Here is a 26,354-nt window from a genome sequence, read left to right on the forward strand (position 1 = left end):
CCACGAAGGTCACGCCGGGGCCGGCGCGGGTCGGGAAGCCTCGTCGTACACGTGGAAGCCCCGGCCCGACTTACGGCCCAGCAGTCCGGCCTCGACCATCCGCGACAGCAGCGGGGGCGGCGAGTACTGCGGCTCGCGGAACTCCGCGTACAGCGACTCCGCGATGGCCCGGGTGGTGTCCAGGCCGATCAGGTCGGTCAGGGCGAGCGGGCCCAGCGGGTGCGCGCAGCCCAGGACCATGCCGCGGTCGACGTCCTCGACGCTCGCGCTGCCCGACTCCACCATGCGGATCGCGGCCAGGAGGTAGGGCACGAGCAGCGCGTTGACGACGAAGCCCGCCTTGTCCCGGGTCCGCACGACCTCCTTGCCGAGCACACCGGTCGCGAACTCCTCCGCGCGGGCGGCGGTTTCGGGCGAGGTGAGCAGCGACGGAACCAGTTCCACGAGCCGCAGCACCGGTACCGGGTTGAAGAAGTGCACACCGATCACGCGGTCGGGGCGGCTCGTCGCGGCGGCCAGCCGGATGACCGGGATGGACGAGGTGTTCGTCGCCAGGATGCCGCGCTCGCCGGTGACCACGGTGTCGAGGCGGGTGAAGACGCCGACCTTGAGGGCCTCGTCCTCGGCCACCGCCTCGATCACCAGGTCGTGCTCGCGCAGCGCGTCGAGGTCGTCGACGACGGTGATCAGGGACGCGACGGCGTCCCGCCGCTCCGCGCCGATCCTGCCGCCCGCCGCGGCCCGGTCCAGCGAGCGCTCGATGCGCAGCCGGCCGGCGCGGGCCGCCTGAGCGTCGCGTTCCACGACCGTGACCGGCAGATCGGCCCGGGCGCAGACCTCGGCGATCCCGGCGCCCATCAGCCCGCAGCCGACGACCCCGACGCGCTTGATGTCCGTCATCGAAGTTCCTCTCCGTCAGGCGGTGGGCAGGTCCAGGACACCCGAGCCGCGCTTGATCAGCTCGTTGGCGATGATCAGCCGCTGGATCTCGGAGGTGCCCTCCCAGATCCGGTCCACACGCAACTCGCGGTAGAGCCGCTCGACCGCGTACGCCCGGTCGTAGCCCCGGCCGCCGTGGATCTGCAGGCAGCGGTCGATCACCCGGCCGGACGCCTCGCTCGCGGCGAGCTTGGCGATGGCCGCCTTGGCGTGCAGCGTCTTGCGGTCCTCCGCCGGGGAGTTGTCGACCTCCCAGGCCACCTGGTGGGTGTAGGCGCGGTTGACGGCGATGTCGACGGCGCAGTCCGCGAGCATGCCCTGGATCAGCTGGTACGAGGAGATCGGCGCCCCGAACTGCTCGCGCTCCACCGCCCAGTCCCGTGACAGCTCCAGCGCCCGCTCGGCGGCGCCGGTGGTCCGGGCGGCGATCATCAGGCGCTCCTCGGTGAACCAGGACCGGGTGATGTCGTAGCCCTCGCCGATGCCGCCGAGGACCGCGTCCTCGCCGACCTGGACATCGGCGAAGGTGAACTCCGGGTGCTCGTAGACGAAGGTGTGCATGAAGCGCGGGACGCGGGTCATCTCGATGCCCGGGGTGTCCTTGTCGACCAGGAACAGCGTGGGCGCGCGATCCTCTCCCGCCGCCGCGAGCACGATCATGAAGTCGGCGTGGTCGCCGACGGTCACGAACCACTTCTCGCCGTTGAGCACCCATCCCCGGTCGTTCCTGGTGGCGGTGGTGGCCAGGTTCTGCGGGTCGGAGCCCGCGCCGGGCTCGGTGACGGCGTAGCAGTCGCGCCGCTCACCCTTGATCACCGGGATCAGGAACCGCTCGCGCTGCTCCGGGGTGCAGAAGCGCAGCGCGTTCGCCGGCCGCCACACCATGTCCCACAGGGCGCCGGTCAGCCGTCCCAACTCCTCCTGCACGGTGACCTGTTCGGCGATGGTAAGACCGGCGCCGCCCCATTCGGCGGGCATGTTGACGGCCTGGAGCCCGGCGTCCAGCACCGCGTCGCGGATCTTGGCGTGCGCGTCGGCGGGCAGGCCGTTCTCCTCCTCGCACTGCGTCTCGTAGCCGGCGATGAAGTCGGTCAGGGAACGCGCGGCGCTCTTGAGCTCGACCTGGCGCGGGGTGAGGCGGAAGTCCATGAAGAGTCCTCGGGGTTCGGATCGGAAAGGGAGGGGAGGGGAGGGGAGGGGTGTCAGTGCGTGGGCAGGGCGAGGGCCCGGGTGCCGCGCTTGATGAGCTCGTTGGCGATGATGAGCCGCTGGATCTCGGAGGTGCCCTCCCAGATCCGGTCCACGCGCAGCTCGCGGTACATGCGCTCGACGGGGTAGGTGCGGTCGTAGCCGCGTCCGCCGAAGATCTGCAGGCAGCGGTCGGCGACCCGGCCCGCGGCCTCGCTGGCGGCGAGTTTGGCGGTGGACGCCTTGGCGTGCAGGGTCTTGCGGTCGGTGCCGGGCTGGTCGGCCTCCCAGGCGACCTGGTGGGTGTAGGCGCGGTTGACGGCGATGTCGACGGCGCAGTCCGCGAGCATGCCCTGGATCAGCTGGTACGAGGCGATGGGCGCCCCGAACTGCTCGCGCTCCACGGCCCAGTCCCGGGCGAGCTGCAGGCACCGCTCGGCGGCCCCGACCGTACGGGCGGCGATCATCAGGCGCTCGTCGGTGAACCACTCCTTGGTCAGCTCGTAGCCGTTGCCGACCCCGCCGAGCACGTCCTCGTCGGCGACGAAGACATCGGTGAAGGTGAACTCGGGGTGCCCGTTGACGGCGGAGTGCATGAAGCGCGGGACGCGGGTCATCCGAACGCCGGGCGCGTTCTTGCCGACGAAGAACAGCGTGGGCAGCTTCTCCGGACCGGCGTCCGCCTGCACCAGCAGGAAGTCGGCGATGTCACCGCAAGTGACAAACCACTTCTCGCCGTTGAGCAGCCAACCGCCCTCCGCCCGGGTGGCCGTGGAGGTGCCCGCGGACGGGTCGGAGCCCGCGCCGGGCTCGGTGACCGCGAACGCGTCGAACTTCTCCGCGCGGATCACCGGCAGCAGGTACTTCTCGCGCTGCCGCTCGTCTCCGTAGGCGAGGACGTTGGCGGGCCGCCAGGGGATGTCCCACAGACAGTTGGTGACCTTGCCGAACTCCTCCTCCACGATGACCTGGTCGAGCAGGCTCAGACCGGCCCCGCCCCACTCGGCGGGCATGTTGATGGCGTAGACCCCGGCGTCCATCGCGGCCCGGGTCAACTCCCCGACCAGCTCCTGCGGCAGGGGACCGCCGGCCTCCTCGGACTGGTTCTCGTACCGCATGAGGAGCTGGGCGTACTCGGCGGCGCGACGCTTCAGGTCGGCCTGCTCGGGGGTGTAGCGCATGTCCATGGGGACCTCTTCCTGGGGTGGTCGGTCAGCTCGGGCGGGCCGGCACGGCACGGGAGTCCAGCGCGAGGGCTCCGTCGGGCCGTACGAGAAGGGGGTTGACCTCGATCTCGGCGATCTCGGGGTGTGCGGCGGCGAAGTCGGTGATCGCCTCGACGGCGGCCGCGGCGGCGTCGATGTCGACGGCCGGGCGGCCGCGCACGCCGTCGAGCAGGACCGCGGTACGCAGCCCGCGCAGCAGGTGCGCGGCGCGGTCGGCGGGCACCGGGGCGAGGGTGAAGGCGACATCGTGCAGCGCCTCGGCGAGCACTCCGCCCAGGCCCACCATGGCGACCGGGCCGAAGCGCGGGTCGCGGTTGACGCCGACGATCAGCTCGATGCCGTCGCTGAGGTCGGCCATGGCCTCCACCGAGTAGGAGGGCGCGCCGAGTCTGGCGTGCATCTCCCGGAAGGCGGTGAGCAGTTCGGCCGGTCCGGCGAGGCCGAGGGCCACGCCTCCCGCGTCGGACTTGTGCAGCAGATGCAGCGCCTTGAGGACGTACGGCCCGCCGAACTCCTCGGTGGCGGCGAGCAGTTCGGCCTCGTCGTGGATCTCGCGGGCGGCGGGGAAGACGAGCCCGGCGGCCTCAAGGGCTCTGCGGGTCTCCAGGTAGCCGGTTGCGTGCAGTGGCTCCGCCGGGCTCGGCAGGGGAGCGACACCGGTGTGGGGCGCGCCCGACGCGGTGGCGGCGAGGGCGCGTGCGGCGTCCTCGGTGGCGGAGAAGACCGGTATGCCCGCCGCGGCGAGGGTGCGGCAGCTCGGCGACTCGGGGTACATCGACTGCACCACCAGCGGCTTGACGGTCGCCCGGTGCCGGGCGGCGATCAGCCGCGCCGCCTCCTGCTCCCCGTCCGCCAGCGCCGTACCGCCTCCGCCGAGCCCGCCCTCGGAGGCCGCGTAGCCGCCGAAATAGCCGGTCATCAGGACCGCGTCGACCTCCTCGGCCGCCAGCAGCTCCTCGACGGTGCGCGCGTAGGACGCCGGGTCCTGCTCGCCCATGCCGGCGAGGTCCACCGGGTTGGCGACGGCCGACTGCTCCCACAGCGTGTCCCGCAGTCGCTCCCGCGTCGGCCCGCCCAGTTCGGGCACGGCCAGCCCCGCGGCCTCCACGGCGTCGGCGGCGATGACGCCGTGCCCGCCGCCGTCGGTGAGCACCGCGACCCGGCGCCCCGAGGCCCGGCGTCCGCCCTGCCGGGCGGCGAGGACCACGGTCAACTCCCTTGGCGTGGCGACCAGTTCCACCCCGGCGTCCCGGCACGCGGCGGCCACCACATCGGCGGAGGTGGTCAGCGCCCCGGTGTGCGACTGGGCGCTGCGCGCGGAGGCGTCCCCGCGCCCGGCGGTCAGCAGCACGACCGGTTTCCCGGCCTCGGCGGCGGCCTCGGCGAAGGCGCGTCCGTCGCCGAAGTCCTCCGCGTACACGGCGATCGCCTGCGTGCCCTCGTGCCGGGCGCAGTCGGCCAGCAGGTCGACGAGGGTGACATCGGCCTGGTTGCCGAGCGAGACGAACCGAGAGAAGCCGAGCCCGTGCGGGCGGAAGCGGAGCTGGAGTTCGAGCGCCAGGTTGCCGCTCTGGCTGAGCAGGGCCACTCCGCCCGGTGTGAAGGTGTCGGAGGCGATGAAGAGTTCGGTGGTGTTGTCGGCGAGCCCGAGGCAGTTGGGGCCGACCATTACCGCACCGGCGGCCCGTACGCGCTCGGCGACGGCCTCCTGCCGGGCGCGCCCGGCGTCACCGGTCTCGGCGAAACCGGCGGTGATCGCGACGAGCGCGCGGGCACCGCAGCGCAGCGCCTCGTCGACGGCCTCCTCGAACCCGGCGGCGGGCACGGAGATCACGGCGAGGTCGACGGGCTCCCCGATCGCGCTCAGGCTGGGCGCGGCGCTGCGGCCGAGGACGGTGCCGCCACGGCGGTTGACGAGGTGGACGGGGCGGCGGCCGCCCGCGCGGACGGCCTGGGCGGCGATGGCGTGCCCGTACTTGGCGGGGTCGTCGCTGGCGCCGACGACGGCGACGGAGACCGGGTCGAAGAGGGCGGTGAGGTCGCGTCCCATCTCACTTCACCAGCCGCAGCGCGGAGTTGGGGCACGCGGCGACGGCGGCCTCGGCGTCGGCCTCGCCGCCGGGCGGCACCTCGGTGACGCGGACGGAGGCATAGCCCCACTCGTCGAGGTCGATCTGGTCGGGCGCGGGTTCCTGGCACAGGCCGTAGCCCTGGCAGCGAGTGGAGTCCAGCAGGAGTTTCATGAGGGGACCTTTCGGAGAGCAGGGCGCGGGCTCAGGGCAGGGGGACGGTGAAGCGGCGTCCGTCGCCGCGGGCGGGGCGTGTGCAGGCGGCGCGGGCCGGACTTGGGTGGGCGTCGACGGCGTCGGGCAGGGGGACGGTGAAGCGGCGTCCGTCGTCGGGCGCCGGCCGCGCGCAGGCGGCGCAGCCAGGACTTCGGTGGGCGTCCAGGACGTCGGGGAAGCGGTCGAGGAGGGCGGCGACGACTCGGGCGGCGGCGTCGAGCAGGGCGCAGGCGCCCCGACCGGGCAACTGAGTTGACCAGCGGCGGAGTTGGGCAAGGGTGTCGGGGGTCCCCTCGCCGCGGGCCACGGCTGCGAGGGCGTTGGCCATCGCTCCGGTGCCGGAGACACAGACACCGCACTGCCGGGCGCTCTGCGCGCCCAGGTAGGAGGCGGCCTCGACGGCGACGGCGACCGGGCAGTCCTCGGGGCCGAGGAAGTACAGCGCCCCGCAGCCGAGGGCCGCACCGGCGTCGCGCAGGCCGTCGTGGTCGAGGGGCAGGTCCCGCCAGCCCTCGCCGTACAGCCCGCCGAACATCCCGCCCTGCAGGACCGCCTCGGACCGGCCGTACCCGCACAGGTCGGCGAGGACCTTCAGATGGGTTTTGGCCGGGGCCTCCACCAGCGCGGTGCCACCGCCTCCACCGGCAAGGGTGACCAGGTAGGCGTCCGCCGCGTCGGGACGGGAGTGCAGGAGCGCGATCCTGGCCAGCGTCTCCACATTGGCGACGAGGGTCGGCGCGCCGCCCACCCCGCTCTCGAAGGGCCGCGGCGGTTTGGCCGTGGGCAGCGCCGGGCCGCCGTCGATGCGGCGTACGACGGCACTCTCCTCGCCGGCGACATAGGTGTGCTCGGTGCGGACGACGTCGACGGGCAGTCCGGGGTCGTACTCGCCGAGGGCGCGGCGTACGGCCTGCTCGGCGGCGGGGTCGGAGACGTACACGTATCCACGCCCGGCGCCGGTCAGCGCCGCCGCCAGCCGCAGTCCGTCCAGCACGGTGTGCGGGCGGTGGCGCAGCAGCCAGCGGTCCTTGACGGACCCCGGTTCGCCCTCCTCGCCATTGGCGACGACGACCTTGGGGGCCGCGGCATCCCGGACGGCCCGGAGCTTGACGGCGGCCGGGAACCCGGCGCCGCCCCGGCCGCGCAGCCCTGCCGCGTCGATCCGGTCGAGCAGGTCACCGGCCAGTGGCGCGTAGCCGCCCGCGGCGAGGTACCCGGTGCCGTGCGGTACGCCGAGGAGGCCGGCTTCGCTTTCGGGGAGAAGGGAGTACACCCTGGTCATACGGCGCTCCTGGACTCGGTGCGGGTGCGCAGGCGGGCCAGCGCCCCCTCCAGGTCCCGCCGCTGGGCGGCGGTGCGGTCGTAGCCGCGTCCGGGCAGGCCGATCAGCATGCGGTGGTGGTCGAGGACGACCTCGCCGGCCAGCAGGGCGGCGCCGCCGTCGGCGGTCCGGGACCGGGCCGCCTCGACGACCAGTTCGGTGACCTCGTGCAGATAGCGCAGCCAGGCCCGCTGGGTGCCGCGCAGCACCAGCCGCTGGACGCGGCGGCGCTCGGCGGCGACCAGGACCGAGGGCGGGCGGCCGTCCGGCGGGGAGCGCAGGGCGGCCACCGCTGCGGGCAGCTCCTGTTCGGGCTCGGGCGTGAGACCGAGCCAGACGAGACTTCGGCGAGCGCTCATGCGTGCCTCCGGGATGCTCCGCTCCCGGGGCGCGGGAGCGGGGGCGGCGCGGCGATGACGGGGGAGGGGGCTCCGCTGCCACTGAGAAGCAGGTGGGAGCCGTGGCGCGGACCGGGTCCGCGGGCTGCTCTGCGGAGGGCTTCGGGGAAGTACGTCCGATTCCCGGGGCCGTCCGCCTGCCACGACACTAACTAACTAATTAGTCAGGCCACAAGTCTTGACTTGCCCCGCCGTCGACCTCACTCTGACTAATCAATCAGTCAGCCCGGTCGAGGCAGCTCCGAAGCCTGCCTTCGCACGGCAGGGCACCGGAAACGACCTGCATCTGCCTCCCGGCCGCCCCTCACCGCCCATCGCCGCCCACGCGGCGCGGAGGAGGACCCCATGCACCCCTCGGCGACTCGCCCAGCCGATGTCGACGCCGCTCCCACTCCGCCGGTCCCGCCCCCCGAGCACCCGGGACAGGCCCTGGCGGCCCGCTACTACACCGATCCGGCCATCGCGAAGGCCGAGACCGACCGCATCTTCGCCAGGTCCTGGCAGCTCGTCTGCCACGAGTCCGACCTCGTCGAAACCGGCGCCCGTCTGACCGCCCCCGTGGCCGGCCGGGAAGTACTGGTCGTCCGTACCGAGGACGGCGGCCTCGCCGCCCACCTCAATGTGTGCCGGCACCGCGGAACCCGCCTGGTCACCGACCCGGAGCCGTCCGGCAAGGCCATTCGCTGCCCCTACCACGGCTGGACCTACAAGCTCGACGGACGCCTGGTCGGCGCCCCAGAGGCCCGCCGCATCCCCTGCCTGGACAAGCCCAAGCTGGGACTGCACCCGGTCAACGTCGAGTCCTTCCTCGGCTTCGTCTTCGTCAACCTCGACATGGAGGCGACCCCGCTCGCCGAGAGCTGCGCCGGACTCGCCGAGGCCGTCGGCCGCTACGCCGGCCCCGACCTCGTACCGGTCGGCAAGCACCGCATCCACGACCAGGCGGGCGGCGAGCACCAGAACGCCAACTGGAAGGTGATCGTCGACAACTATCTGGAGGGCTACCACGTCCCGGTCGCCCACCCCGCCCTGATGCGCCTGCTCGACTACGCCGCGTACAAGGCGGACGTACAGGAGAACTACGTCCTGTTCGAGTCACCGCTGCGGGACAAGCCCTCCTCGAACTGGACCGAGCGGCTCTACCAGCGTCTCGCCACCCCGATGCCCGGCCTCACCGAGGCCGACCGGCGGGTCTGGCGGTACGCCGTGATCTACCCGAACACGCTCATCGACTTCTACCCTGACCACGTGCTCGCGTGGACCGCCCTGCCCACCGCCCAGGACCGGGCGGCGATCCCCGGCGCCTTCTACACCAAGCACGGCGAGGACGTCCGCACCCGGCTGGCCCGGCGCCTGAACATCCACATCGGCTGGATCACCAACGACGAGGACGCCGAGCTGGTGGAGCGCGTCCAGGCCGGCATGGCCACCCCGGGGTTCGAGCCCGGACCGCTCTCGCAGCGCGAGATCGCCGTCGGCTGGTTCGCCCGCCGCGTCCGCCAGGACCTGGAAGGGGGCGACCAGTGACGCCCCAGCCCGCCGCACCCGCGCCCCTGACGTCGGCCATCGCCTTATCCCACGCCCGCTGAGCCGCACCCACACCCTCCCCAGACCGGTTACGCCTTCGGAATTCAGGGCCCGAAGCGAAACGACCAGCCGGTCCAGCCCTGGACTTGTGCCGTTCCTCGACGGAGAGGACGATTCATGTCCCCCGAGGTACCACCGCCGTCCCGACGCGCCGTGCTGCGGGCGGGCGCCTGCGGCCTGCTGGGCGCAGCGGTCGGCGGCTGCGGGTTCATGCCCGCCGACCGACCCACCGCCGACCAGCTCGCTCCGCCCGAGCCGCGCGTCGACGGCGATCTCGTCTACTTCAACTGGGCCGACTTCGTCGACCCGGCCGTGTTCGAAGGCTTCGAGAAGGAGTACGGCGTCAAGGTCATCCAGTCGAACTTCGACTCGATGGAAGGCATGGTCGCCAAGCTCAACGCCGGCAACCGCTACGACATCATCTTCCCCACCGCCAAGTGGGCCCAGCGCCTGGCCCGCGGGGGCCGACTGCGCCGTATCGACCACTCCCGGCTCGGCAACGCCCGGTCCGTGTTCGGCACGTACACCTACTTCGCCGATCCCTGGTACGACCCCGGCTCCGCGCACACCGTCCCCTTCACCGCGTACAAGACCGGCATCGGCTGGCGGCGCGACAAGATCGGTGAGCTCACCGACTCCTGGCGGGACCTGTGGAACGACCGCGCACGTGGCAAGGTCTTCCTGCTCGACGACCGTGACGAGGTGCTCGGCATGGCCGCCCTCACGCTCGGCCTCGACGTCAGCACCGGCGACCCGGGCGACCTCGACCGCATCACCGACCTGCTGGGCGATCTGCGGCCCCGGCTGCGCGGCTTCTCCAGCGACAGCTACAACAACCTCCTCAACGGCAACGCCTTCATCCAGCAGGCGTGGAGCGGCGACATGGCCGCCATGCTCAACCAGGCCGAGGACCCCTCGGTGTTCGGGTTCCAGGCGCCCAAGGAGGGCACCCCGATCAACTCCGACTGCTACGCCATCCCCTGGAACGCGCCCCACCCCGGCACGGCGATGCTGTTCATCGACTACATGCTGCGGCCGGAGAACGTGAAGAAGAACATCGAGTACATCGGCTACCCGATGCCGGTCGCGGGCTCCGAGAAGATCTACGCCGACCTCGTCGAGCCGTTCCCCGAGTGCCTGGTCACCCAGCAGGACCTGACGGCCGACGCGTTCTTCCGCAACGGCGACCGCGCCGCCGAAGAGGCGCGTGACACCGCCTGGACCCATGTGAAGGCGGGCTGAGCCATGGCACTGCTGCGCAACTCCTCCCGCGTCCGGCGCCGGGACAGCTCCGGGAACCGGATCTGGGTCTGGTTCATGCTCCCCGGCACCCTGTGGATGGCCGGATTCCTGGTCGCCTCGCTGATCCTGGTCGCCGTCCTCGCCGTCGGTACCACCGACGAACTCGGCAACCCCCGCTTCGGCTTCGACCTGTCCGCCGTACGCGCCCTCGCCGACCCCGCCTACACCGAGGTCCTCGCCCGCTCCCTGGGCTACGCCCTGCTCACCTGCCTGATCTGCCTGGTGATCGCCTACCCGGTGGCGTACACGATCGCCCTGTACGGAGGCCGCTACAAGCACGCGCTGATCGCCGCGATCGTCGTCCCCTTCTTCGCCAACTACCTGGTGCGGATGTACGGCTGGTCGGTGGTCCTCTCCGACGACGGACCGCTGCTGCGCGCCCTGCGCGCGGTCGGCCTGGCCGACGGGGGCACGAAGATCCTCAACAGTTCCTTCGGTGTCATCGCGGGACTGGTCTACGGCTTCGTCGTCTTCATGATCATCCCGCTGTACGCGGCCCTGGAACGCCTCGACGTCTCGCTCATCGAGGCCGGCCGCGACCTGTACGGCGGTCCCGTCCGCACCTTCTTCTTCGTCACCCTGCCCGCCACCCGGCAGGGCGCGGCGGCCGGACTCGTCCTGGTCTTCCTGCCCGCTATGGGCGACTTCGTCAGCGCACAGCTCATGGGAGGACCGGACCAGATCATGATCGGCAACCTCATCCAGGACAAGTTCTTCCAGGGCCAGAACTGGCCGCTCGGCTCGGCCCTCACCATGCTGCTGATGCTGGTCCTGCTGATCGGGATGCTCGGCTATCTGCGGCGCACCCGCAAGGACGAGGCGGAGGCCCTGCGATGACCCTCGTCAGCACCCCCACCGCCACCGCCCCGGCCCGCGCCTCCGCGCGCACGGCCAAGCGCCGCCGAGGCCGCCGCAGGCCCCGCGTCCTCATCGCGATCACCACGCTGTTCTTCGCGCTGCTGTACCTGCCCATCGCGGTCGTGGCCCTGTTCTCCTTCAACTCGCAGAAGTCCCTGACCGTCTTCGACGGGTTCAGCCTGCGCTGGTACCGCGCCTTCGCCCACGACGAGGTCCTGATCGCCTCCCTGGGAACCAGCCTGCGCATCTCCCTGGTGGCGATGGCCGGCTCGGTACTCCTCGGCGTCGCCCTCGCCCTCGGCCTGGTCCGCTGCCGCACCCGGCTCGGCTCACTGGCCGGACTGATCATGCTGGTCCCGCTGATCACCCCCGAGATCGTCACCGGCGTCGCCTCGATGCTGCTGTTCAAGGGCCTCGGCATCCCCCTGTCCACGCTCACGGTGATGCTCGCCGAGATCACCTTCTCCATCTCCTACGTCACCGTCGTGCTGCGCTCCCGGGTCGCCGCCCTCAACCCCGAGGTGGAGGAGGCCGCCATGGACCTCGGCGCCACCCGCTGGCAGGCCGTCCGCCTGGTCACCCTCCCGGCCCTGCTCCCCGCCGTCCTGGCCAGCGCGGTACTGATCTTCGCCCTGGTCTTCGACGACTTCGTGCTCGCCTACTTCACCACCGGCGTCGACCCCCAGCCCCTGTCGGTGCGCATCTACTCGGCGATCCGCTTCGGCGTCCAGCCCACCATCAACGCGGTCGGCACGCTCATGCTCGCGGGATCCATCGCCCTGATCGCCCTGGCCCTGTTCATCCCGCGCCTCTTCGGCCGCCGCGGCGGCCTCGACATCCTCTCCGGAGAGTGATCCCCATGGACGCGACCCCCGCCGTCCGGCTCGACGGTGTCTCCAAGCAGTACGCGGACTCCTACGCCGTCCACCACCTGGACCTCGACATCGAGTCCGGCCACTTCTTCTCCCTGCTCGGCCCCTCCGGCTGCGGCAAGACCACAACCCTGCGCATGATCGGCGGCTTCAGCGACCCCACCGACGGCTCCGTGCTGCTGGCCGGGGAGGACGTCACCGACCTGCCCCCCAACAAGCGCAATGTGAACACCGTCTTCCAGAGCTACGCCCTCTTCGACCACCTCAGCGTCGCCGACAACGTCGGCTTCGGCCTCAAGCGCAAGGGCGTGCCCAAGACCGAGATACGCAAACGGGTCGGCGAGATGCTCGACCTCGTCCAGCTCGGCGCGTTCGCCGACCGCAGGCCCCGCACCCTCTCCGGCGGCCAGCGCCAGCGCGTCGCCCTGGCCCGCGCGCTCGTCAACCGCCCGGCCGTACTGCTGCTCGACGAACCCCTCGCCGCCCTCGACCTGAAGCTGCGCCGACAGATGCAGGTGGAGCTGAAGCAGATCCAGCGCGAGGTCGGCATCACCTTCGTCTTCGTCACCCACGACCAGGACGAGGCGCTGACCATGTCCGACCGGATCGCGGTGATGAACGCCGGACGGGTCGAACAGTGCGGCACCCCCGAGGACATCTACGAACACCCCTCGACCGGCTTCGTCGCGTCCTTCATGGGCACCTCCAACCTGATGACCGGCACGTACCGTGAAGGCAAGGTCGCGCTGGAGAAGGGCCCCGACCTGCCCGTCGGCGACCGCACCGGCATCGCGGACGGCACCGCCGTCAGCGTCTCCGTGCGCCCCGAGAAGATCTGGCTGTCCGACTTCGAACCCGGCATGGCCAAGCTCAGCGGAGTCATCCGCGAGACCGTCTACAGCGGGCCCACCACGACCTACCTGATCGAACTCGCCCCGGGCGTCACCCTGTCGGTGCTGGAGCAGAACACCGCCCGCGCCCGCATGGAGGACCGCTGGAGCGGCGGCGAGACGGTCGAGTTCGCCTGGCGGCCCGAGCACTGCCTGGTCCTGGCCTGAGACCCGAGCGCGAGCCCCGCGGGGGCGGGCTCCTTGATCCCGCGGCTGCGGGCCCGCGCTCCCTGGCCCTGCGCGCCCCCTGACAGAAGAGAGCCCCACCCATGCACCACGACGTGATCGTGCTCGGCGCCGGTCTCGCCGGACTCAGCGCCGCCCGAGACCTCGCGGCGGCCGGAACCGACGTCCTCGTCCTGGAGGCCCGGGACCGCGTCGGCGGCCGGGTCGAACAGACCCGCACCCCCGACGGCCGCACCGTCCAGCTCGGCGGCGAGGTCGTCGGCCACGCCCACACCGCCTACCTCCGACTCGCCGCGGAACTCGGCCTGAAGCTGGTCCCCAGCTACGTCGAGGAATCGGGCCGTATGACCCGCGCGACCCCCGAAGGCCGCTCGACGGGCGAACCCCCGCACTGGTTCGGCCCCGGCGACGCGGCCACGCACGAGAGGCTGAGCAAGGAGTTCGCCGCCCTCGCCGCCACCGTCGACCCGGACGACCCCTGGGCCCACCCCGACGCCATGGCCCTCGACCGGATCTCCGTCGCCGACTGGCTGCGCGCCGGCGGAGCGGGCTCCAACGTGGTCCGGCTCTGGGACATCGGCCAACTCGCCCTGGCCGGCGGCTCCTACGAGCGCATCTCCCTGCTCGCCGCACTGCGCAAGAGCGCGGCAGTCCCCGGCGCGGGCACCGGCGACTACGACTACGAGGACTGGGAGGGCCTGCGCCTCGCGGAGGGCTCGGCGACACTCGCCGAGGTCCTGGGCCGGGTCCTCGGCCCGCGCATCCGCCTCGGCTCACCCGTCGCGGCCGTGGACATCCGCCCCGGCCGCAGCACCGTGCGCCTGCGCACCGGCGAAGTCCTCACCGCGGGCGCCGTGGTGAGCGCCCTGCCCGTCGGACCGCTGAGGGACGTCGCCGTCAGCGGGGTGAGCGACGAACGCCTCGCCTCCCTGCACCGCCAACGCCAGGCCGTAGCAGCGAAGTTCGCCGCCGTGTACGACCGCCCCTTCTGGCGGGACGCGGGACTGAACGGCCTGTCCGAGACGGAGGGCGTCCTGGGCAGCACCTGGCCGCAGAACCAGGGCGTCCTGTCGGCCCTGGTCCCACCCGAGCGCTACGGCGTCCTGCTCGGCACGCCACCCCACCTGCGCACCCCCGAACTCCTCGCCGAGGTCGCCGCCATGTTCGGCGACGAGGCGCTGCGCCCGGCCTCCTGCCATCTGCGGCTGTGGGGCACCGACCCGTGGACCCAGGGCTACGTCACCCAGTGGACGCCCGGCGAGGTCATGGCCGTCGGCCCGCTGCACGGCACCCACGAGCCGCCGTTCTACGTCTGCGGCTCCGACCAGTGGGTCGCCGGATACATGGAGGGCGCCGTCCGCACCGGCCGCGCCGCCGCCGAGGAGGCGCTGCGCCGTGGCTGACAGCGACCGGCTGAACCACATCGGCGGCAAGGACGTGCCGGCCGCGTCCGGCGCCACCCTGCCGCTGATCGACCCGGCCACCGGGCTGCCGCACGCCACGGCCCCGCTGTCCGGCCCCGAGGACGTGGACGCGGCCTGCCGGGCCGCGGAGGAGGCCTTCGAGAACTGGGCGTCGGCCACTCCGGGCGAGCGGCAGACGGCACTGCTCAGGATCGCCGACAGCCTTGAGCGGGCGGCTGACCGGCTCGCGGACGCCGAAGTGGCCGACACGGGCAAACCGCGGGCCTTGTTCCTGGCGGACGAACTGCCCGCGATCGTCGACGTGTTGCGGTACTACGCCGGAGCCGCCCGCAATCTGCCCGGCGCGGCCGCCGCCGAGTACACACCGGGCCGCACCTCGGTGCTGCGGCGCGAACCCGTCGGCGTCTGCGCGCAGATCACCCCGTGGAACTACCCGCTGATGATGGCCGTCTGGAAGATCGCCCCGGCACTCGCGGCCGGCAACACGGTCGTCCTCAAACCCTCCGACACCACACCGTCCTCGGCCGTGCTCCTGGCCCGACTCGCCGCAGAACACCTGCCGCCGGGCGTGCTGAATGTGGTGTGCGGCGACCGTGACACCGGGCGGGCCCTGGTCGCCCACCCGGGTGTGCGCCTCGTCGCCGTCACGGGAAGTGTGCGCGCGGGGCAGGAGATCGCCGCGGCGGCAGCGGCCGACCTCAAGCGCCTGCACCTGGAACTCGGCGGCAACGCGCCCGTGTTGATCCACGCGGACGCCGATCTGGACGACGCGGTCGAGCAGTTGGCGTCGCTGTCGTTCTACAACGCCGGGCAGGACTGCACGGCCGCGACAAGAATCCTGGTCGACCGGCGCGTCCACGACACCTTCCTGACCCGGTTCACGCAGCGGGCGGCACGCCTGCGCCCCGGGGCCCCGGACGACGAGCACACGGACTTCGGTCCGCTGGCCAACGCCGCCCAACTCGCCTCCGTACGGGGCCTGCTGGAGCGTCTGCCGTCGCACACCGAGGTCGTGGCGGGCGGTGCCGCCCTGGACCGGCCCGGCTACTTCCACCAGGCCACCGTGGTCGCCGGAGTACGGCAGCAGGACGAGATCGTGCAGCGCGAGGTGTTCGGTCCGGTCGTCACCGTCCAGCCCTTCACCGACGAGACCGAGGCGATACGGCTGGCCAACGGCGTCCCGCAAGGACTCGCCGCCAGCGTGTGGACCCGCGACCACGACCGCGCGATGCGCGCCTCACGCGCCCTGCGCACCGGCATCGTCTGGGTCAACACCCACGGCACGACGGTCTCGGAGATGCCGCACGGCGGGGTGGGCCACTCCGGCTACGGCAGCGACCTCTCCCTGACCGGGCTGCTCGACTACACCCAGGTCAAGCACGTCATGCTGTAACACGAATCGAGTGCGGCGACCGTGGGAATCGCGGACCGAACCTGTCCGCAACTCCTCCTACGGTCGTCCCATGACTCAGCAGCAGAACCTCCTTGTCACCGGCGCCACCGGAACCGTCGGCCGTCAGGTCGTCGCCGAACTCCTCACCCGCGGCCACCGGGTCCGCGCCCTGACCCGGGACACGGCGAAGGCCGACTTCCCGGCCGGCGTCGAGGTCGTCGAGGGCGACCTGACGGACCCGGACACCTTGACCCCGGCCCTGGAAGGCGTCACCGGCCTGCACCTCATCACCTTCGGCGGCGCCTACTTCGCACCCCTGCAGACGGGCCCGCGCATCCTGGAACTGGCCCGCGCGGCCGGAGTACGCCGGGTCACCGTGCTGCACGGCGGCGAGGGAACCCCGCTGGAGGACGCCGTACGGGCGGACGACGGGATCGACTGGACCGTGGTCATGCCGGTGGAGTTCATGGCCAACGCGTTGGCCTGGGCGGACGGCATCGTCACCCGGGACGAGGTCCGGGAGCCGTTCGTCTCCCGCCTCAGCGCCATGGTGCACGAGGGCGACATCGGCGCCGTGGCCGCGGTCGCGCTCACCGAGGAGGGCCACGGCGGCCAGGAGTACGTGGTCACCGGGCCCGAGGTGCTGACCGTCGGCGACAAGGTGGCCGCGCTCGCGACCGCGCGCGGCCGGGCCGTCTCCCTTGTCGAGCTGACCGAGGAGCAGGCCGTCGAGCAGTGGCGGGCCGCCGGCCACACCGACGAGGTGATCGGCTTCCTGCTCCAGGCCTACGGAAACACCCCGGAGATCGGCCGCACGGTCACCGACACCGTCGAGAAGGTCACGGGCCGCCCCGCGCGGGCCTTCCGGCAGTGGGCACAGGAGCACAGGGAGGCCTTTGTGACGACGTGACGGGAACGACCGGACGGGACCCACTGTCCCGCCCGGTCACCTCGTGCCGACGGCTCCTCGGACGCGCGAGGCGGACAGGGCCTCCAGCGCCCGCGCGGTGATGTCGGACACCGGCCCCTCGGCGGAAATCGTCACGAGGATGTCCGCATAGTGCGCCAGCAGCGGCGCCGTCTGCTTCTCGTACACCCGCTGCCGGTTGCGGATGACCTCCTCGGTGTCGTCCGCCCGGCCGCGCCCCAACAGCCGTGCCACGACGACCTCTTCGGGGACCGACAGCTCCAGTACCGCGTCCAGCGCCGTGCCGGTGGCCGCGAGCACCGCGGCGAGCTCCCGCGCCTGCGGCACCGTACGGGGGAAGCCGTCGAGGAGGTAGCCGTCGCGGGCGTCCGGCTGTGCGAGGCGTTCGCGCACCATGCCGGCGGTGATGTGGTCGGGGACGAGTTCCCCGGTGTCGAGGTAGCGCTGGGCTTCCTGGCCGAGCGGGGTCCGGCGTGCGACATGGTCCCGGAACAGGTCTCCGGTGGAGATGTGTGGGACGCCGAGCCGCTCGCTCAGGGCGACGGCCTGGGTGCCCTTGCCCGCTCCGGGAGGCCCGATGAGGATGATTCGCATCAGCGATGCGCACCTTTCCGTGAGAGCTGTTCGTCGGTGGCCCGTTCGGCCGATTGCTTGATCGCAATATCCGCTGTCGGACTCGCGGTTCGGTCGGTTCCGTCTGGCAGCACGGTGATCAGGCGGCCCGGGAGGCGCAGTCGGGTTCGGCGCTGAGGACCAGCACCGGGCCCTGGGTCGGATCCATCCGGTGGGTGAGCAGATCGCACAATACTTCGGCCAGGCCGACAAGGTGCGCCCCCGCGTCCAGCGACGGACTGGGAATCAGGGTATGCACGTCCACCCGGGGTGCCAGCTCGGCGGCCAGCGACTCGGTGAGTTCGGTCAGCCCGGCCAGCGTGGCGTCCCGGGCGCCGCCGCGCCCCGCCGCCGCGACCACGTTGACCACCGAGCCGCCGTGCGCCGCCATCCACCGCCGGTACGCGCGCTGGACGAAGCTCAGCGGCACCACCAGGTCCCGCTGGAACACCTCGCGCAGATCCAGCGGATCCAGTTCCATCAGCGGACCCGTGCGGGGGCGGCCCGAGACCAGGTTCACCACGTGGTCCAGGCGGCCGAGCCGCTCCACCACCGTGTCGACGGCCCGGCCGGGCCCGGCGGTGTCCGCCGCGGTGAAGGGCAGCGCGAGCACGGAGGAACCCCGCGCGACCGCGGCGCCGGCGACCGCCACCCGGGCCCCGCGCGCCAGGAGGCCCGCCGTCACCGCCGGGGCGAGCTCGCCCTCCCCGGTGACGAGGACGACCCGGCCGGTCAGCGTGCTGATGTGTCCCATGTCCGCGTGCCCTTCGTGATCAGTCGGACGGCTTGGACGCGTCGGCCAGACCGGCGTGGATGAGGTCCATGACGGCGGCGTCCGCGAGCGTGGAAACATCGCCGACCTCGCGGTTCTCCGCGACGTCCCGCAGCAGCCGCCGCATGATCTTCCCGGAGCGGGTCTTGGGCAGCTCCGGGACGACCAGGATCCGCCGCGGCTTGGCGATGGGACCGATCTCCCGCGCCACGTGCTCGCGCAGGGCGTCCACCGCCACCTCGCCCCCGGCGTCCGCGCGCAGGATGACGAAGGCCACGATCGCCTGCCCCGTCGTCGGGTCCGAGGCACCCACCACGGCCGCCTCGGCCACCGCCGGGTGGGAGACGAGCGCCGACTCGACCTCGGAGGTGGAGATCCGGTGCCCCGACACGTTCATCACGTCGTCCACCCGGCCCAGCAGCCAGATGTCGCCGTCGTCGTCGTAGCGGGCGCCGTCCCCGGCGAAGTAGTAGCGCTGCGCCGCGAACCTCGCCCAGTACGTCTGCCGGTAGCGGTCGTCGTCGCCCCACACCCCGCGCAGCATCGACGGCCACGGCTGGTCCAGCACCAGACAGCCGCTCTCGCCCTTCGCGACCTCCACGCCCTGGTCGTCGACCACCTTCGCGGAGATCCCCGGCACCGGCGTCTGCGCCGAACCGGGCTTGAGCGAAGGGGAGTCGGGCGACGGCGCGATCATCACCGCACCCGTCTCCGTCTGCCACCAGGTGTCCACGACCGGCGCACGACCGGCCCCGATGTGCTCGCGGTACCACCGCCACGCCTCCGGATTGATCGGCTCGCCGACGCTTCCGAGCACCCGGATCGAGGACAGGTCGTGGCGGGCCGGTACGTCCTCGCCCCACTTCATGAACGTCCGGATGAGCGTGGGCGCCGTGTAGTACACGGACACCCCGTACTTCTCGATGATCTCGAAGTGCCGCCCCTCGTGCGGGGTGTTGGGTGTGCCCTCGTACAGCACCGACGTCGTGCGGTTGGCGAGTGGCCCGTAGACGATGTACGAGTGCCCGGTGATCCAGCCGATGTCGGCGGTGCACCAGTACACGTCGCTGTCCGGGTCCAGCCCGAACACCGTGCGGTGCGTGTAGGCGGCCTGGGTGAGGTAGCCGCCGGAGGTGTGCAGGATGCCCTTCGGCCTACCCGTCGTGCCCGAGGTGTACAGGATGAACAGCGGGTGCTCGGCGTCGAACGCCTCCGGCTCGTGCCGGTCGGACTGGGCCTCCACCAGCTCGTGCCACCACAGGTCCCGGCCCTCGGTCCACGGCACGTCGGTGCCGGTGCGCCGGACCACCAGGACGTGCTCCACGCTCGGCGTGCAGCGGGTCGCCTCGTCGGTGTTCGCCTTCATCGGCTCGGCCCGGCCCCGGCGGTACTGGCCGTCCGAGGTGATCAGCAGCCGCGCCCCCGCGTCCTCGATCCGGGACTGCAGCGCGGCCGGGGAGAACCCGCCGAAGACCACGCTGTGCGGCAGCCCCAGCCGGGCGCACGCCAGCATCGCGAACACCGCCTCCGGGATCATCGGCAACTGGATCGCCACCCGGTCCCCGGCCCGCAGCCCCAGCGACAGCAGCGCGTTCGCCGTACGGCACACCTCACGCCGCAGCTCCGCGTACGTGATCGTGCGGGTGTCGCCGGGCTCGCCCTCCCAGTGGAAGGCCACCTGGTCCCCGTGGCCGGCCGCCACATGCCGGTCGACGCAGTTGTACGCCACGTTCAGCTTCCCGCCGGTGAACCAGCGGGCGAAGGGGGCGTCCGACCAGTCCAGGACCTCGCTCCACTCGGTGTCCCAGTCCAGTTCGCCCGCCTGCCGCGCCCAGAAGGCGAGGCGGTCGTCCACGGGCGGCGCGGTGTGGCCGTGACGGCTGTGGTGGTCGGAACGGGGCGACATACGGTTCCTCCAGTGAGGTGCGGGTGCGGCGGACGGCCCCGCTGAGGGCGGCGGGACCGTCTCCGAGGGCCACAGTGGGCGGACAGGGTTGGCAGCAGGTTGGTGGGCCTCACGGCTGAGGTCGTGCGCCGGTCCAGCGGCTCACCATCCGCAGGGCGAGCCGGGGCCGCAGCGGGGCGGTGGTGCCGTGGCGCACGGCGCCCTGCCAGACGCCCCAGCCGTAGGCCAGGTCGTCCAGGCGGCGCAGTGCCAGGTGGGTGAGCGGGGGGAGCGGGCTGCCGGAGCGGCGGTGGTCGAGCAGTCCGTCGGCGACGGCGGCGGTGAGCAGCACCCAACGCGCGCGGCGGTCCACGGCAGCGGCTGCCAGGGCGACCGGCCAGTGGTGGCGGGTGGCGCAGCGCAGCAACTGTTCCGCGGTGCCCCGCACGGCGGCGAGCGACAACAGGGCGCCGGCACGGGCCGGGTGATCGGCGTCGGGCATCCGGCGTGCCACGCGTACGGCCGTCGCCCCGGTCAGTACCGCGGCGGCGGCCACCGACGCGGGCCGGCCCCGCAGCAGCAGGGCACAGGTGGTCAGTGACCAGGGCGCGGCGTACAGCGGTGGCACGTGCCCGGGGTGCCGCAACGCCAGGGCGGCGGCGCCGGTGCCGTAACTCGCCCGCTGCGCCAGCCAGTCGCGCAGATCGGTGCGGTGGCGGTGGCCGACCTTCGCCGAGGGCACGTACCGCACACGCCAGCCCGCCTCGTGCAGCCGCATGCACAGGTCGACGTCCTCCCCGACCCGCAGCGCCGTGTCGAACCCGGCGCCGACAGCGGCTCTGCGCACCACGATCGTCGCGCTCGGCACGTACGACAGTGCCGACACCGGCACCACCGGCCCCTCCGCCGCCCCCATGTCCAGTGGCGAGCGGAGCTTCTCGTACCGGTCCAGCAGCCCCGGAGAGGGCACTGGCAGCGCCGTGATGCGCGGTGCGACGAGCGCCACCGCCGGATCGGTGAACTGCGCCAACAGTGGCGCCAGCCAGCCGGGTTCGGGCACCACGTCGGAGTCGCAGAACGCCACGAACTCGGTACGGCAGTGCCGCAGCCCGGTGTTGCGGGCGGCCGCCGGGCCCTGGTTGTACGGGTGCGTCAGGAGCCGGGCGCCGTGCCTCTCGGCCACGTCCGCCACGGCGGCGGGGGCGTGGGAGGCGTCGTCGACGACCAGCACCGGCAGCGCGGCGGTGGCCGGATCGCCGCGCAGGGCGCCCAGCAGCCGGTCGAGCTGGTCGGCGCGGTCGCGGACGGGGATGACGACAGTCGTGTCCCGCACCGGCACAGGTGCGGGGCGCGGGTGCACGATCCCGGCGTCCAGCAGTCGCCGGGCGAGCGTCGCACTCGGGGCGTCGGTGACGGAGAAACGGCCGTCACCGAGCCGCCGTACCGCAGCCTTGGTGAGCCGGACCAGCCGCAGGGGTGAGCCGCCCATCATCAGCCGTCCGTCCGTGGACCGGTGGGTGCCGGGGGCGAGTTCGACGGTGAAACCGTCGGGAAGCCGGTCACCGGCCGGGGGAGCGAGGATGCCCGGCGGGGCGGGTGCCAGGGTCATGACGTGAATCCTCCGTCCGCGTGCAGTACGGATCCGGTGACGGGGACCGAGTCGGCCGAGCAGGCCCAGGCGACCACGGCGGCCACCTCCTCCGGTTCCAGGGGGCGTTCGGTGAGCTGTCGGTCGGCGAGGTCGTCGACATCGGCCAGGCCGTAGAGGTCGGCGGTGGCCCGGAGCATGGCGGTGCGGGTGGAGCCGGGGGACACGGCGAGGGCGTTCACGCCGGTGCCGCGCAGGTCGCAGGCGAGGGCGCGGACCAGGCCGACCACGGCGTGCTTGGCGGCGCAGTACGCGCCGAGCCGCCACAGCCCGCGGTGCGCGGCGGCCGAGGCGAGCGCCACGAACCGTCCGCTGCGGGGCTCCGGGCGGCGCAGCAGGGCGGGTACGGCGGCACGGGCGAGCCGGGTGACACCCATGACGTCCACGTCGAGCAGGGTCCGCCACTGGGCGTCGGTCTGCTCCCACACGGGGGCACCGCCGAGGATGACGGCGGCCCCGGCGACGGCGGCGTCGAGGCCGCCGAACTCGCGCTCGGCGAGGTCGACGGCGACGCCCAGCGCCTGCTCGTCGCGCACGTCCGCCCGCACTGCGCGTACCAGCTCGAACTCCTCGACGAATGCGTCGAGTTGGCCGGGGCCGGCCAGCGGGTACGGCACCTCGGGGTCGTCCGCGCAGCGGTCCACGGCGACCACCGCCCAGCCGTCCCCGGCGAGCCGCCGTACGGTCGCCGCCCCGATGCCACGCGCGGCGCCGGTGACCACGGCGACCCTGGGGCCGGTCATCGCTCCGCCCTCACGGACTGCCCGAGCCGGCCCCGCCCCGAAACCCGCCAGGCGCGGATGTCGGTGGCGAGCCGGTCCGCCATGCCGTCGAGGAGCCGTTCGCCCTCGCTCGCGCGGGCCCCGGCGGGGTCGCCGAGGACGCCGGACGGGCTCACCCCGCGCACCGACTCGGTGACCAGCCGGTCCATCAGCAGATGGACGGGCTCGGTCGGTCCGGCCACCGCCCGCTCCTTGCGCACCGCCGACGACCGCAGCCGCAGCATCATCGATGTCTCGGCGTGGCCCGCGTGCGCGTCCGACCCCGGCGGCAGACACGGCCACCAGGCCACGTCCCGGCTCTCGCCGCGCAGCCCGCGCACCGCGTCGGACAGGCTCACCAGATTGCCGCCGTGCCCGTTGACCACGAGCAGGCGGCCCGCCCAGCGCAGCATCGAGCGGCCGATCTCCGTGATCAGCAGCCGCAGCGCGTCATGGCCGACGGACACCGTGCCCGCGAACCCCTCGTGCTCACCGCTCGCCCCGTACTGCTGGCACGGCGCGACCAGCACGTCCACCTCGCCGTGCAGCCGCTGGGCGGCACGCGCCGCGACCACACAGGCCACGGTGGAGTCGGTGTCCAGCGGCAGGTGCGGGCCGTGCTGTTCGCAGGAGCCCAGCGGCAGCAGCACCAGCGGGGCCCGGCCCGTCAGGTCGGGCCAGGTGAGGTCGGCGAGCCGGGGCGCCGGAGCCGGTCCGGCCGTCATCTCACACCGCGCCCAGGGTGCGGGTGAAGCCCGGCGGGATCACCACGTCGTCGCGGGTCAGCTCCTGCACGGACGAGCGGCCGAGGCCCAGCAGCGCCGAGTCGATGCCGCCGCGCAGGATGTCCAGCACGTTCTCCACCCCGCTCTGCCCGCCCGCGGCCAGGCCCCACAGGTAGGCACGACCGATCATCACCGCCCTCGCGCCCAGCGCCAGCGCCTTCACCACGTCGCTGCCCCGGCGCACCCCGCTGTCCAGCAGGATCTCCACCTGGGAGCCGACCGCGTCCGCGATCGCGGGCAGCGCGCGAATCGGGGCCGGGGTGCTGTCGAGGTTGTTGCCGCCGTGGTTGGACACGGAGATGGCGCTGACTCCGGCGTCGACCGCGCGCAGGGCGTCGTCCACCCGGCACACGCCCTTGAGCAGGAACGGCCCGTCCCACTGGGCGCGCAGCCAGGCCACGTCCTCCCAGGACGGGGGAGGGGTGCCCATCCACTCGCCGTACGCGCCGAAGAACGTAGGCGGGTCCTGGCCGTCCTCGGCGAGGTTGGGCGTGGTCAGGTCGGGCAGCTTCCCGGACTTGACGAAGTCCAGCAGCCAGCGCGGACGGGAGACCGCCTCGGGGGCGAAGCGCACCATCTCCTTGAGGGTCAGCCGCTCGGGAATCCGGGGACTGCCCCAGTCGCGGCCGTGCGAGAAGGACCAGTCGAGGGTGACGATCAGCGCCTTGGCGCCCGCCTCCCGCGCGTACTGCATGCGGCGCAGCATCGCGTCCTTGGAGCCCATCCAGTACATCTGGAAGAAGACCCGCGGATTGGCGGCGACGACCTCCGTCAGCGGCTTGCTCGCGAATGAGCTGAGGCCCATCGCCGTACCGCGTGCCGCGGCCGCGCGGGCGACGGCCACCTCGCCGTCGGGGTGCACGGCCTGCACACCGGTCGGGGAGATGATCACCGGCAGGGAGATCTCCTCGCCCAGCACGGTCGTGGACTGGTCGCGCTTGGCCGACAGCCCGGCGACGTGCGGGGCGAAGCCCAGTTCCGCGAACGCCTTGGTGTTGTCGTCGTAGGACGTGCCCTTCTCGGAACCGGCGAGCAGCGCGCCGTACACCGACTTCGGCAGTCGCTTGCCCGCCCTGCGCTGGGCCTCGGCGACCGTCTCGAACCACTTGCTCATGACGTTCCTTTCGCGTGCTGCACGATGGGGGCACCGGCCAGCGGGCTCTCGTCGCAGAGGCGTTCGGGCCGCGCGGTGCGCACCGCGGGCATGCCGAGGGGCACCGTCCGGTGCGAGTGGTCCTTGCCCTGGCGCGGCAGCGCGCCGGCGTCCACCGAGGCGAGCGCGGCGGCGCCGTGGCCCTTGACGCACTCGGGGTCGGGTCCGTCCAGCGGCAGGCCGGTGAAGAACTTGGCGGCCATGCAGCCGCCCTGGCAGGAGTCGTATGCCGGGCAGCCCGAGCAGGCGCCCGCGGTGGAGGGCCGGCGCAGGTCGGTGAAGAGCGCCGACTCCCGCCACACCCGGTCGAAGCCGCCGGGGGAGCGGACGTTGCCCGCCTTGAACGCGTCGTGGATGGCGAACGGGCAGGCGTACACATCGCCCACCGGGTCGATCAGGCACACCACACGTCCGGCGCCGCACAGGTTCAGGCCGGGCAGCGGATCGGAGCCGAGCGCGTTGAGATGGAAGAAGGAGTCACCGGTGAGCACGCGCTCGCCGTGCGCCAGCAGCCAGCTGTAGATGTCGAGCTGCTGCTCGGAGGTGGGGTGCAGCTCGTCCCACACATCGGCGCCGCGCCCGGACGGCCGCAGCCGGGTGATGCGCAACTGGGCGCCGTAGTAGTCGGCGATCGCGGCGAAGTCGTCGAGCTGCGGCACATTCTGACGGGTCATCACCACGGAGATCTTGAAGTCGCCGAAGCCCGCCTCCGCCAGGTTCTCCATAGCCCGGATCGCCATGTCGTACGAACCCGGGCCGCGCACCGCGTCGTTGACCTCGCGGGTGGCGCCGTCGAGGCTGATCTGGATGTCGACGTAGTCCGTCGCGGCCAGCCTGCGCGCCCGCTCAGGAGTCAGGCGCAGCCCGTTGGTGGAGAACTTGACGCCGACCTGGTGGCCGACGGCGTAGTCGAGCAGTTCCCAGAAGTCGGGGCGGACGGTGGGTTCGCCGCCGCCCACGTTCACGTAGAAGACCTGCATGCGCTGGAGTTCGTCGATCACGGACTTGATCTCGTCCGTGGACAGCTCCAGCGGGTCGCGCCGCCCGGAGGAGGACAGGCAGTGCGCGCAGGACAGGTTGCACGCGTACGTCCACTCCCAGGTCAGGCAGATGGGGGCGTTCAGGCCGCCCTTGAACTGCTCCACGAGAGCGGGCACGCGCTCGGCGGGCGGGGGATCGTGCAGGGTGGTCATGGCGGCGCTCCGGTTCCACTGCGCTGGGGGATGATCATGTCGGCGGCGGCCAGGGAGGCCAGGGCGCGCCGGAAGACGGCCCGCCGGGAGCCGGGCACGCCGGCCAGGGCGTGCCCGACGCTGGGATGGCGGTCGAGTTCCCGTACCAGTTCGACGAGTTCCGGCGCCTTCAGGAAGGACAGCCGGCGGTTGCCGAAGTGGTAGGCGAGCGCCCCGAACGGCTCGGGGCGCAGCGCGACGGACGGGTTCAACCGGTACGGCACCGCCAGGTCGAGCGCGGGGCTGGTCATGGCGACGGGCTAGTAGACGCCGCACATGCCGTCGATGGAGACCTCTTCGACGAGGACCTCCTCGACGAGCTCGTCGGCGTGGTGGGCGGTGTCCTTCTCGGCGGTGATCTGTTCCTCGTGCATGGCGAGCCTCCAAGGGAGTTGGGTGCGGGGAACGCCGGTTCGCCGACCGGCCGCTGTCGACGCTACGAGCGGCCCGCCGCGCCGCTCACCCTGCATCCGGCCCCCCTCGACCTGACCGGTCGGACAGGTGCGCCCCCGCCACCACCGGTGCCCCCTCCGATCGGTCAGGCCGCACCCCCTCCGACCGCGCCCCGCTGCCGTCCGAGCGGCCGGTGTCGCCGCCCGGCGCATTCCCGGAGGGTGAGGCACGCCACCAACACCGGCAACGTCCGCGCTCCACCCGGACCCTGCGCCGCCGGCGAGGGAGCAGCCGGACACCGTACGCGCATCGTTGC

The 26,354-nt window shown here is 72.7% G+C and carries 25 protein-coding genes; 8 read left to right on the top strand and 17 right to left on the bottom strand.

The genetic code is table 11. The annotated features are described in order from the left end of the window. Positions 1–9: 9 nt before the first annotated feature. The 7 genes from ACZ7L7_RS31910 to ACZ7L7_RS31940 are packed head-to-tail and all read right to left on the bottom strand — an operon-like array spanning position 10 to position 7,318. Positions 10–900 (bottom strand): 3-hydroxybutyryl-CoA dehydrogenase, encoded by an 891-nt coding sequence (locus tag ACZ7L7_RS31910; RefSeq protein ID WP_471593388.1) that lies wholly within the window; start codon positions 898–900, stop codon positions 10–12. A gap of 15 nt (positions 901–915) precedes the next feature. Then, positions 916–2,088 carry an acyl-CoA dehydrogenase family protein gene (locus ACZ7L7_RS31915; protein WP_471593389.1) on the bottom strand — a complete coding sequence of 391 codons (1,173 nt, stop codon included), beginning with the start codon at positions 2,086–2,088 and terminating at the stop codon, positions 916–918. A gap of 53 nt (positions 2,089–2,141) precedes the next feature. Then, positions 2,142–3,314: an acyl-CoA dehydrogenase family protein gene (locus ACZ7L7_RS31920; RefSeq protein WP_472077748.1), complete on the bottom strand. Its 1,173-nt coding sequence runs from the start codon at positions 3,312–3,314 to the stop codon at positions 2,142–2,144. 25 nt (positions 3,315–3,339) lie between these two features. Next, a complete protein-coding gene (locus tag ACZ7L7_RS31925) occupies positions 3,340–5,403 on the bottom strand; it encodes an acetate--CoA ligase family protein (protein ID WP_471593390.1) in 2,064 nt (687 codons plus the stop codon). Between the two features lies 1 nt (position 5,404). Beyond that, positions 5,405–5,596: a ferredoxin gene (locus tag ACZ7L7_RS31930; protein WP_093720033.1), complete on the bottom strand. Its 192-nt coding sequence runs from the start codon at positions 5,594–5,596 to the stop codon at positions 5,405–5,407. A 31-nt stretch (positions 5,597–5,627) separates the two neighbouring features. Then, complete coding sequence (locus ACZ7L7_RS31935; protein ID WP_472077749.1) at positions 5,628–6,920, bottom strand: NADH-ubiquinone oxidoreductase-F iron-sulfur binding region domain-containing protein; 1,293 nt, start codon at positions 6,918–6,920, stop codon at positions 5,628–5,630. Beyond that, positions 6,917–7,318 carry a hypothetical protein gene (locus ACZ7L7_RS31940; protein WP_285516274.1) on the bottom strand — a complete coding sequence of 134 codons (402 nt, stop codon included), beginning with the start codon at positions 7,316–7,318 and terminating at the stop codon, positions 6,917–6,919. Before ACZ7L7_RS31940 ends, ACZ7L7_RS31935 begins: the two co-directional genes overlap by 4 nt. 384 nt (positions 7,319–7,702) lie before the next feature. Here ACZ7L7_RS31940 and ACZ7L7_RS31945 point away from each other — a divergent pair, with 384 nt between their 5' ends. The 8 genes from ACZ7L7_RS31945 (at position 7,703) to ACZ7L7_RS31980 (ending at position 16,779) form a co-directional block, all read left to right on the top strand. Next, positions 7,703–8,884 carry an aromatic ring-hydroxylating oxygenase subunit alpha gene (locus ACZ7L7_RS31945; RefSeq protein WP_472077750.1) on the top strand — a complete coding sequence of 394 codons (1,182 nt, stop codon included), beginning with the start codon at positions 7,703–7,705 and terminating at the stop codon, positions 8,882–8,884. A 177-nt stretch (positions 8,885–9,061) separates the two neighbouring features. Next, positions 9,062–10,186, top strand: a complete 1,125-nt coding sequence (locus ACZ7L7_RS31950) for a polyamine ABC transporter substrate-binding protein (protein ID WP_471431687.1) — start codon at positions 9,062–9,064, stop codon at positions 10,184–10,186. 3 nt (positions 10,187–10,189) lie between these two features. Continuing rightward, complete coding sequence (locus ACZ7L7_RS31955; protein ID WP_285516271.1) at positions 10,190–11,083, top strand: ABC transporter permease; 894 nt, start codon at positions 10,190–10,192, stop codon at positions 11,081–11,083. Next, a complete protein-coding gene (locus ACZ7L7_RS31960; RefSeq protein ID WP_285516270.1) occupies positions 11,080–11,958 on the top strand; it encodes an ABC transporter permease in 879 nt (292 codons plus the stop codon). Before ACZ7L7_RS31955 ends, ACZ7L7_RS31960 begins: the two co-directional genes overlap by 4 nt. A 5-nt stretch (positions 11,959–11,963) precedes the next feature. Then, positions 11,964–13,034 (top strand): ABC transporter ATP-binding protein, encoded by a 1,071-nt coding sequence (locus ACZ7L7_RS31965; protein ID WP_472077751.1) that lies wholly within the window; start codon positions 11,964–11,966, stop codon positions 13,032–13,034. Positions 13,035–13,135: 101 nt separating this feature from the next. Beyond that, positions 13,136–14,455: a flavin monoamine oxidase family protein gene (locus ACZ7L7_RS31970; RefSeq protein WP_472077752.1), complete on the top strand. Its 1,320-nt coding sequence runs from the start codon at positions 13,136–13,138 to the stop codon at positions 14,453–14,455. After that, a complete protein-coding gene (locus ACZ7L7_RS31975) occupies positions 14,448–15,869 on the top strand; it encodes an aminobutyraldehyde dehydrogenase (RefSeq protein ID WP_472077753.1) in 1,422 nt (473 codons plus the stop codon). The genes ACZ7L7_RS31970 and ACZ7L7_RS31975 overlap by 8 nt, the downstream gene beginning before the upstream one ends. Positions 15,870–15,939: 70 nt before the next feature. Then, entirely contained in the window at positions 15,940–16,779 is an 840-nt protein-coding gene (locus ACZ7L7_RS31980; RefSeq protein WP_285516266.1) for an SDR family oxidoreductase, read from the top strand. A 36-nt stretch (positions 16,780–16,815) separates the two neighbouring features. On the opposite strand, the gene ACZ7L7_RS31985 is transcribed toward ACZ7L7_RS31980, so the two are convergent. The 10 genes from ACZ7L7_RS31985 to mftA all read right to left on the bottom strand — a co-directional run bounded on the left by ACZ7L7_RS31985 (position 16,816) and on the right by mftA (position 26,019). Beyond that, positions 16,816–17,391, bottom strand: a complete 576-nt coding sequence (locus ACZ7L7_RS31985) for an adenylate kinase (RefSeq protein WP_472077754.1) — start codon at positions 17,389–17,391, stop codon at positions 16,816–16,818. Positions 17,392–17,509: 118 nt separating this feature from the next. Next, positions 17,510–18,163 (bottom strand): SDR family NAD(P)-dependent oxidoreductase, encoded by a 654-nt coding sequence (locus ACZ7L7_RS31990; RefSeq protein ID WP_285516264.1) that lies wholly within the window; start codon positions 18,161–18,163, stop codon positions 17,510–17,512. 19 nt (positions 18,164–18,182) lie between these two features. Beyond that, positions 18,183–20,087 (bottom strand): acetate--CoA ligase, encoded by a 1,905-nt coding sequence (gene acs / locus ACZ7L7_RS31995; protein WP_285516263.1) that lies wholly within the window; start codon positions 20,085–20,087, stop codon positions 18,183–18,185. Between the two features lie 109 nt (positions 20,088–20,196). Further along, positions 20,197–21,675 carry a mycofactocin biosynthesis glycosyltransferase MftF gene (gene mftF / locus ACZ7L7_RS32000; RefSeq protein WP_472077755.1) on the bottom strand — a complete coding sequence of 493 codons (1,479 nt, stop codon included), beginning with the start codon at positions 21,673–21,675 and terminating at the stop codon, positions 20,197–20,199. Continuing rightward, entirely contained in the window at positions 21,672–22,457 is a 786-nt protein-coding gene (locus tag ACZ7L7_RS32005) for a mycofactocin-coupled SDR family oxidoreductase (RefSeq protein ID WP_453600613.1), read from the bottom strand. Before ACZ7L7_RS32005 ends, mftF begins: the two co-directional genes overlap by 4 nt. Next, positions 22,454–23,200 (bottom strand): mycofactocin biosynthesis peptidyl-dipeptidase MftE, encoded by a 747-nt coding sequence (gene mftE, locus ACZ7L7_RS32010; RefSeq protein WP_285516260.1) that lies wholly within the window; start codon positions 23,198–23,200, stop codon positions 22,454–22,456. The genes ACZ7L7_RS32005 and mftE overlap by 4 nt, the downstream gene beginning before the upstream one ends. A gap of 1 nt (position 23,201) precedes the next feature. Then, positions 23,202–24,374 (bottom strand): pre-mycofactocin synthase MftD, encoded by a 1,173-nt coding sequence (mftD, locus tag ACZ7L7_RS32015; protein WP_285516259.1) that lies wholly within the window; start codon positions 24,372–24,374, stop codon positions 23,202–23,204. Then, on the bottom strand, positions 24,371–25,606 hold the full coding sequence (mftC, locus tag ACZ7L7_RS32020; protein ID WP_285516258.1) for a mycofactocin radical SAM maturase: 1,236 nt from the start codon (positions 25,604–25,606) through the stop codon (positions 24,371–24,373). Before mftC ends, mftD begins: the two co-directional genes overlap by 4 nt. Beyond that, positions 25,603–25,896 carry a mycofactocin biosynthesis chaperone MftB gene (mftB, locus tag ACZ7L7_RS32025; RefSeq protein WP_285516257.1) on the bottom strand — a complete coding sequence of 98 codons (294 nt, stop codon included), beginning with the start codon at positions 25,894–25,896 and terminating at the stop codon, positions 25,603–25,605. The genes mftC and mftB overlap by 4 nt, the downstream gene beginning before the upstream one ends. A gap of 9 nt (positions 25,897–25,905) precedes the next feature. After that, a complete protein-coding gene (gene mftA / locus ACZ7L7_RS32030; protein WP_472077756.1) occupies positions 25,906–26,019 on the bottom strand; it encodes a mycofactocin precursor MftA in 114 nt (37 codons plus the stop codon). Positions 26,020–26,354: the final 335 nt, after the last annotated feature.

The sequence above is a fragment of the Streptomyces sp. NPDC110618 genome (assembly GCF_055657065.1).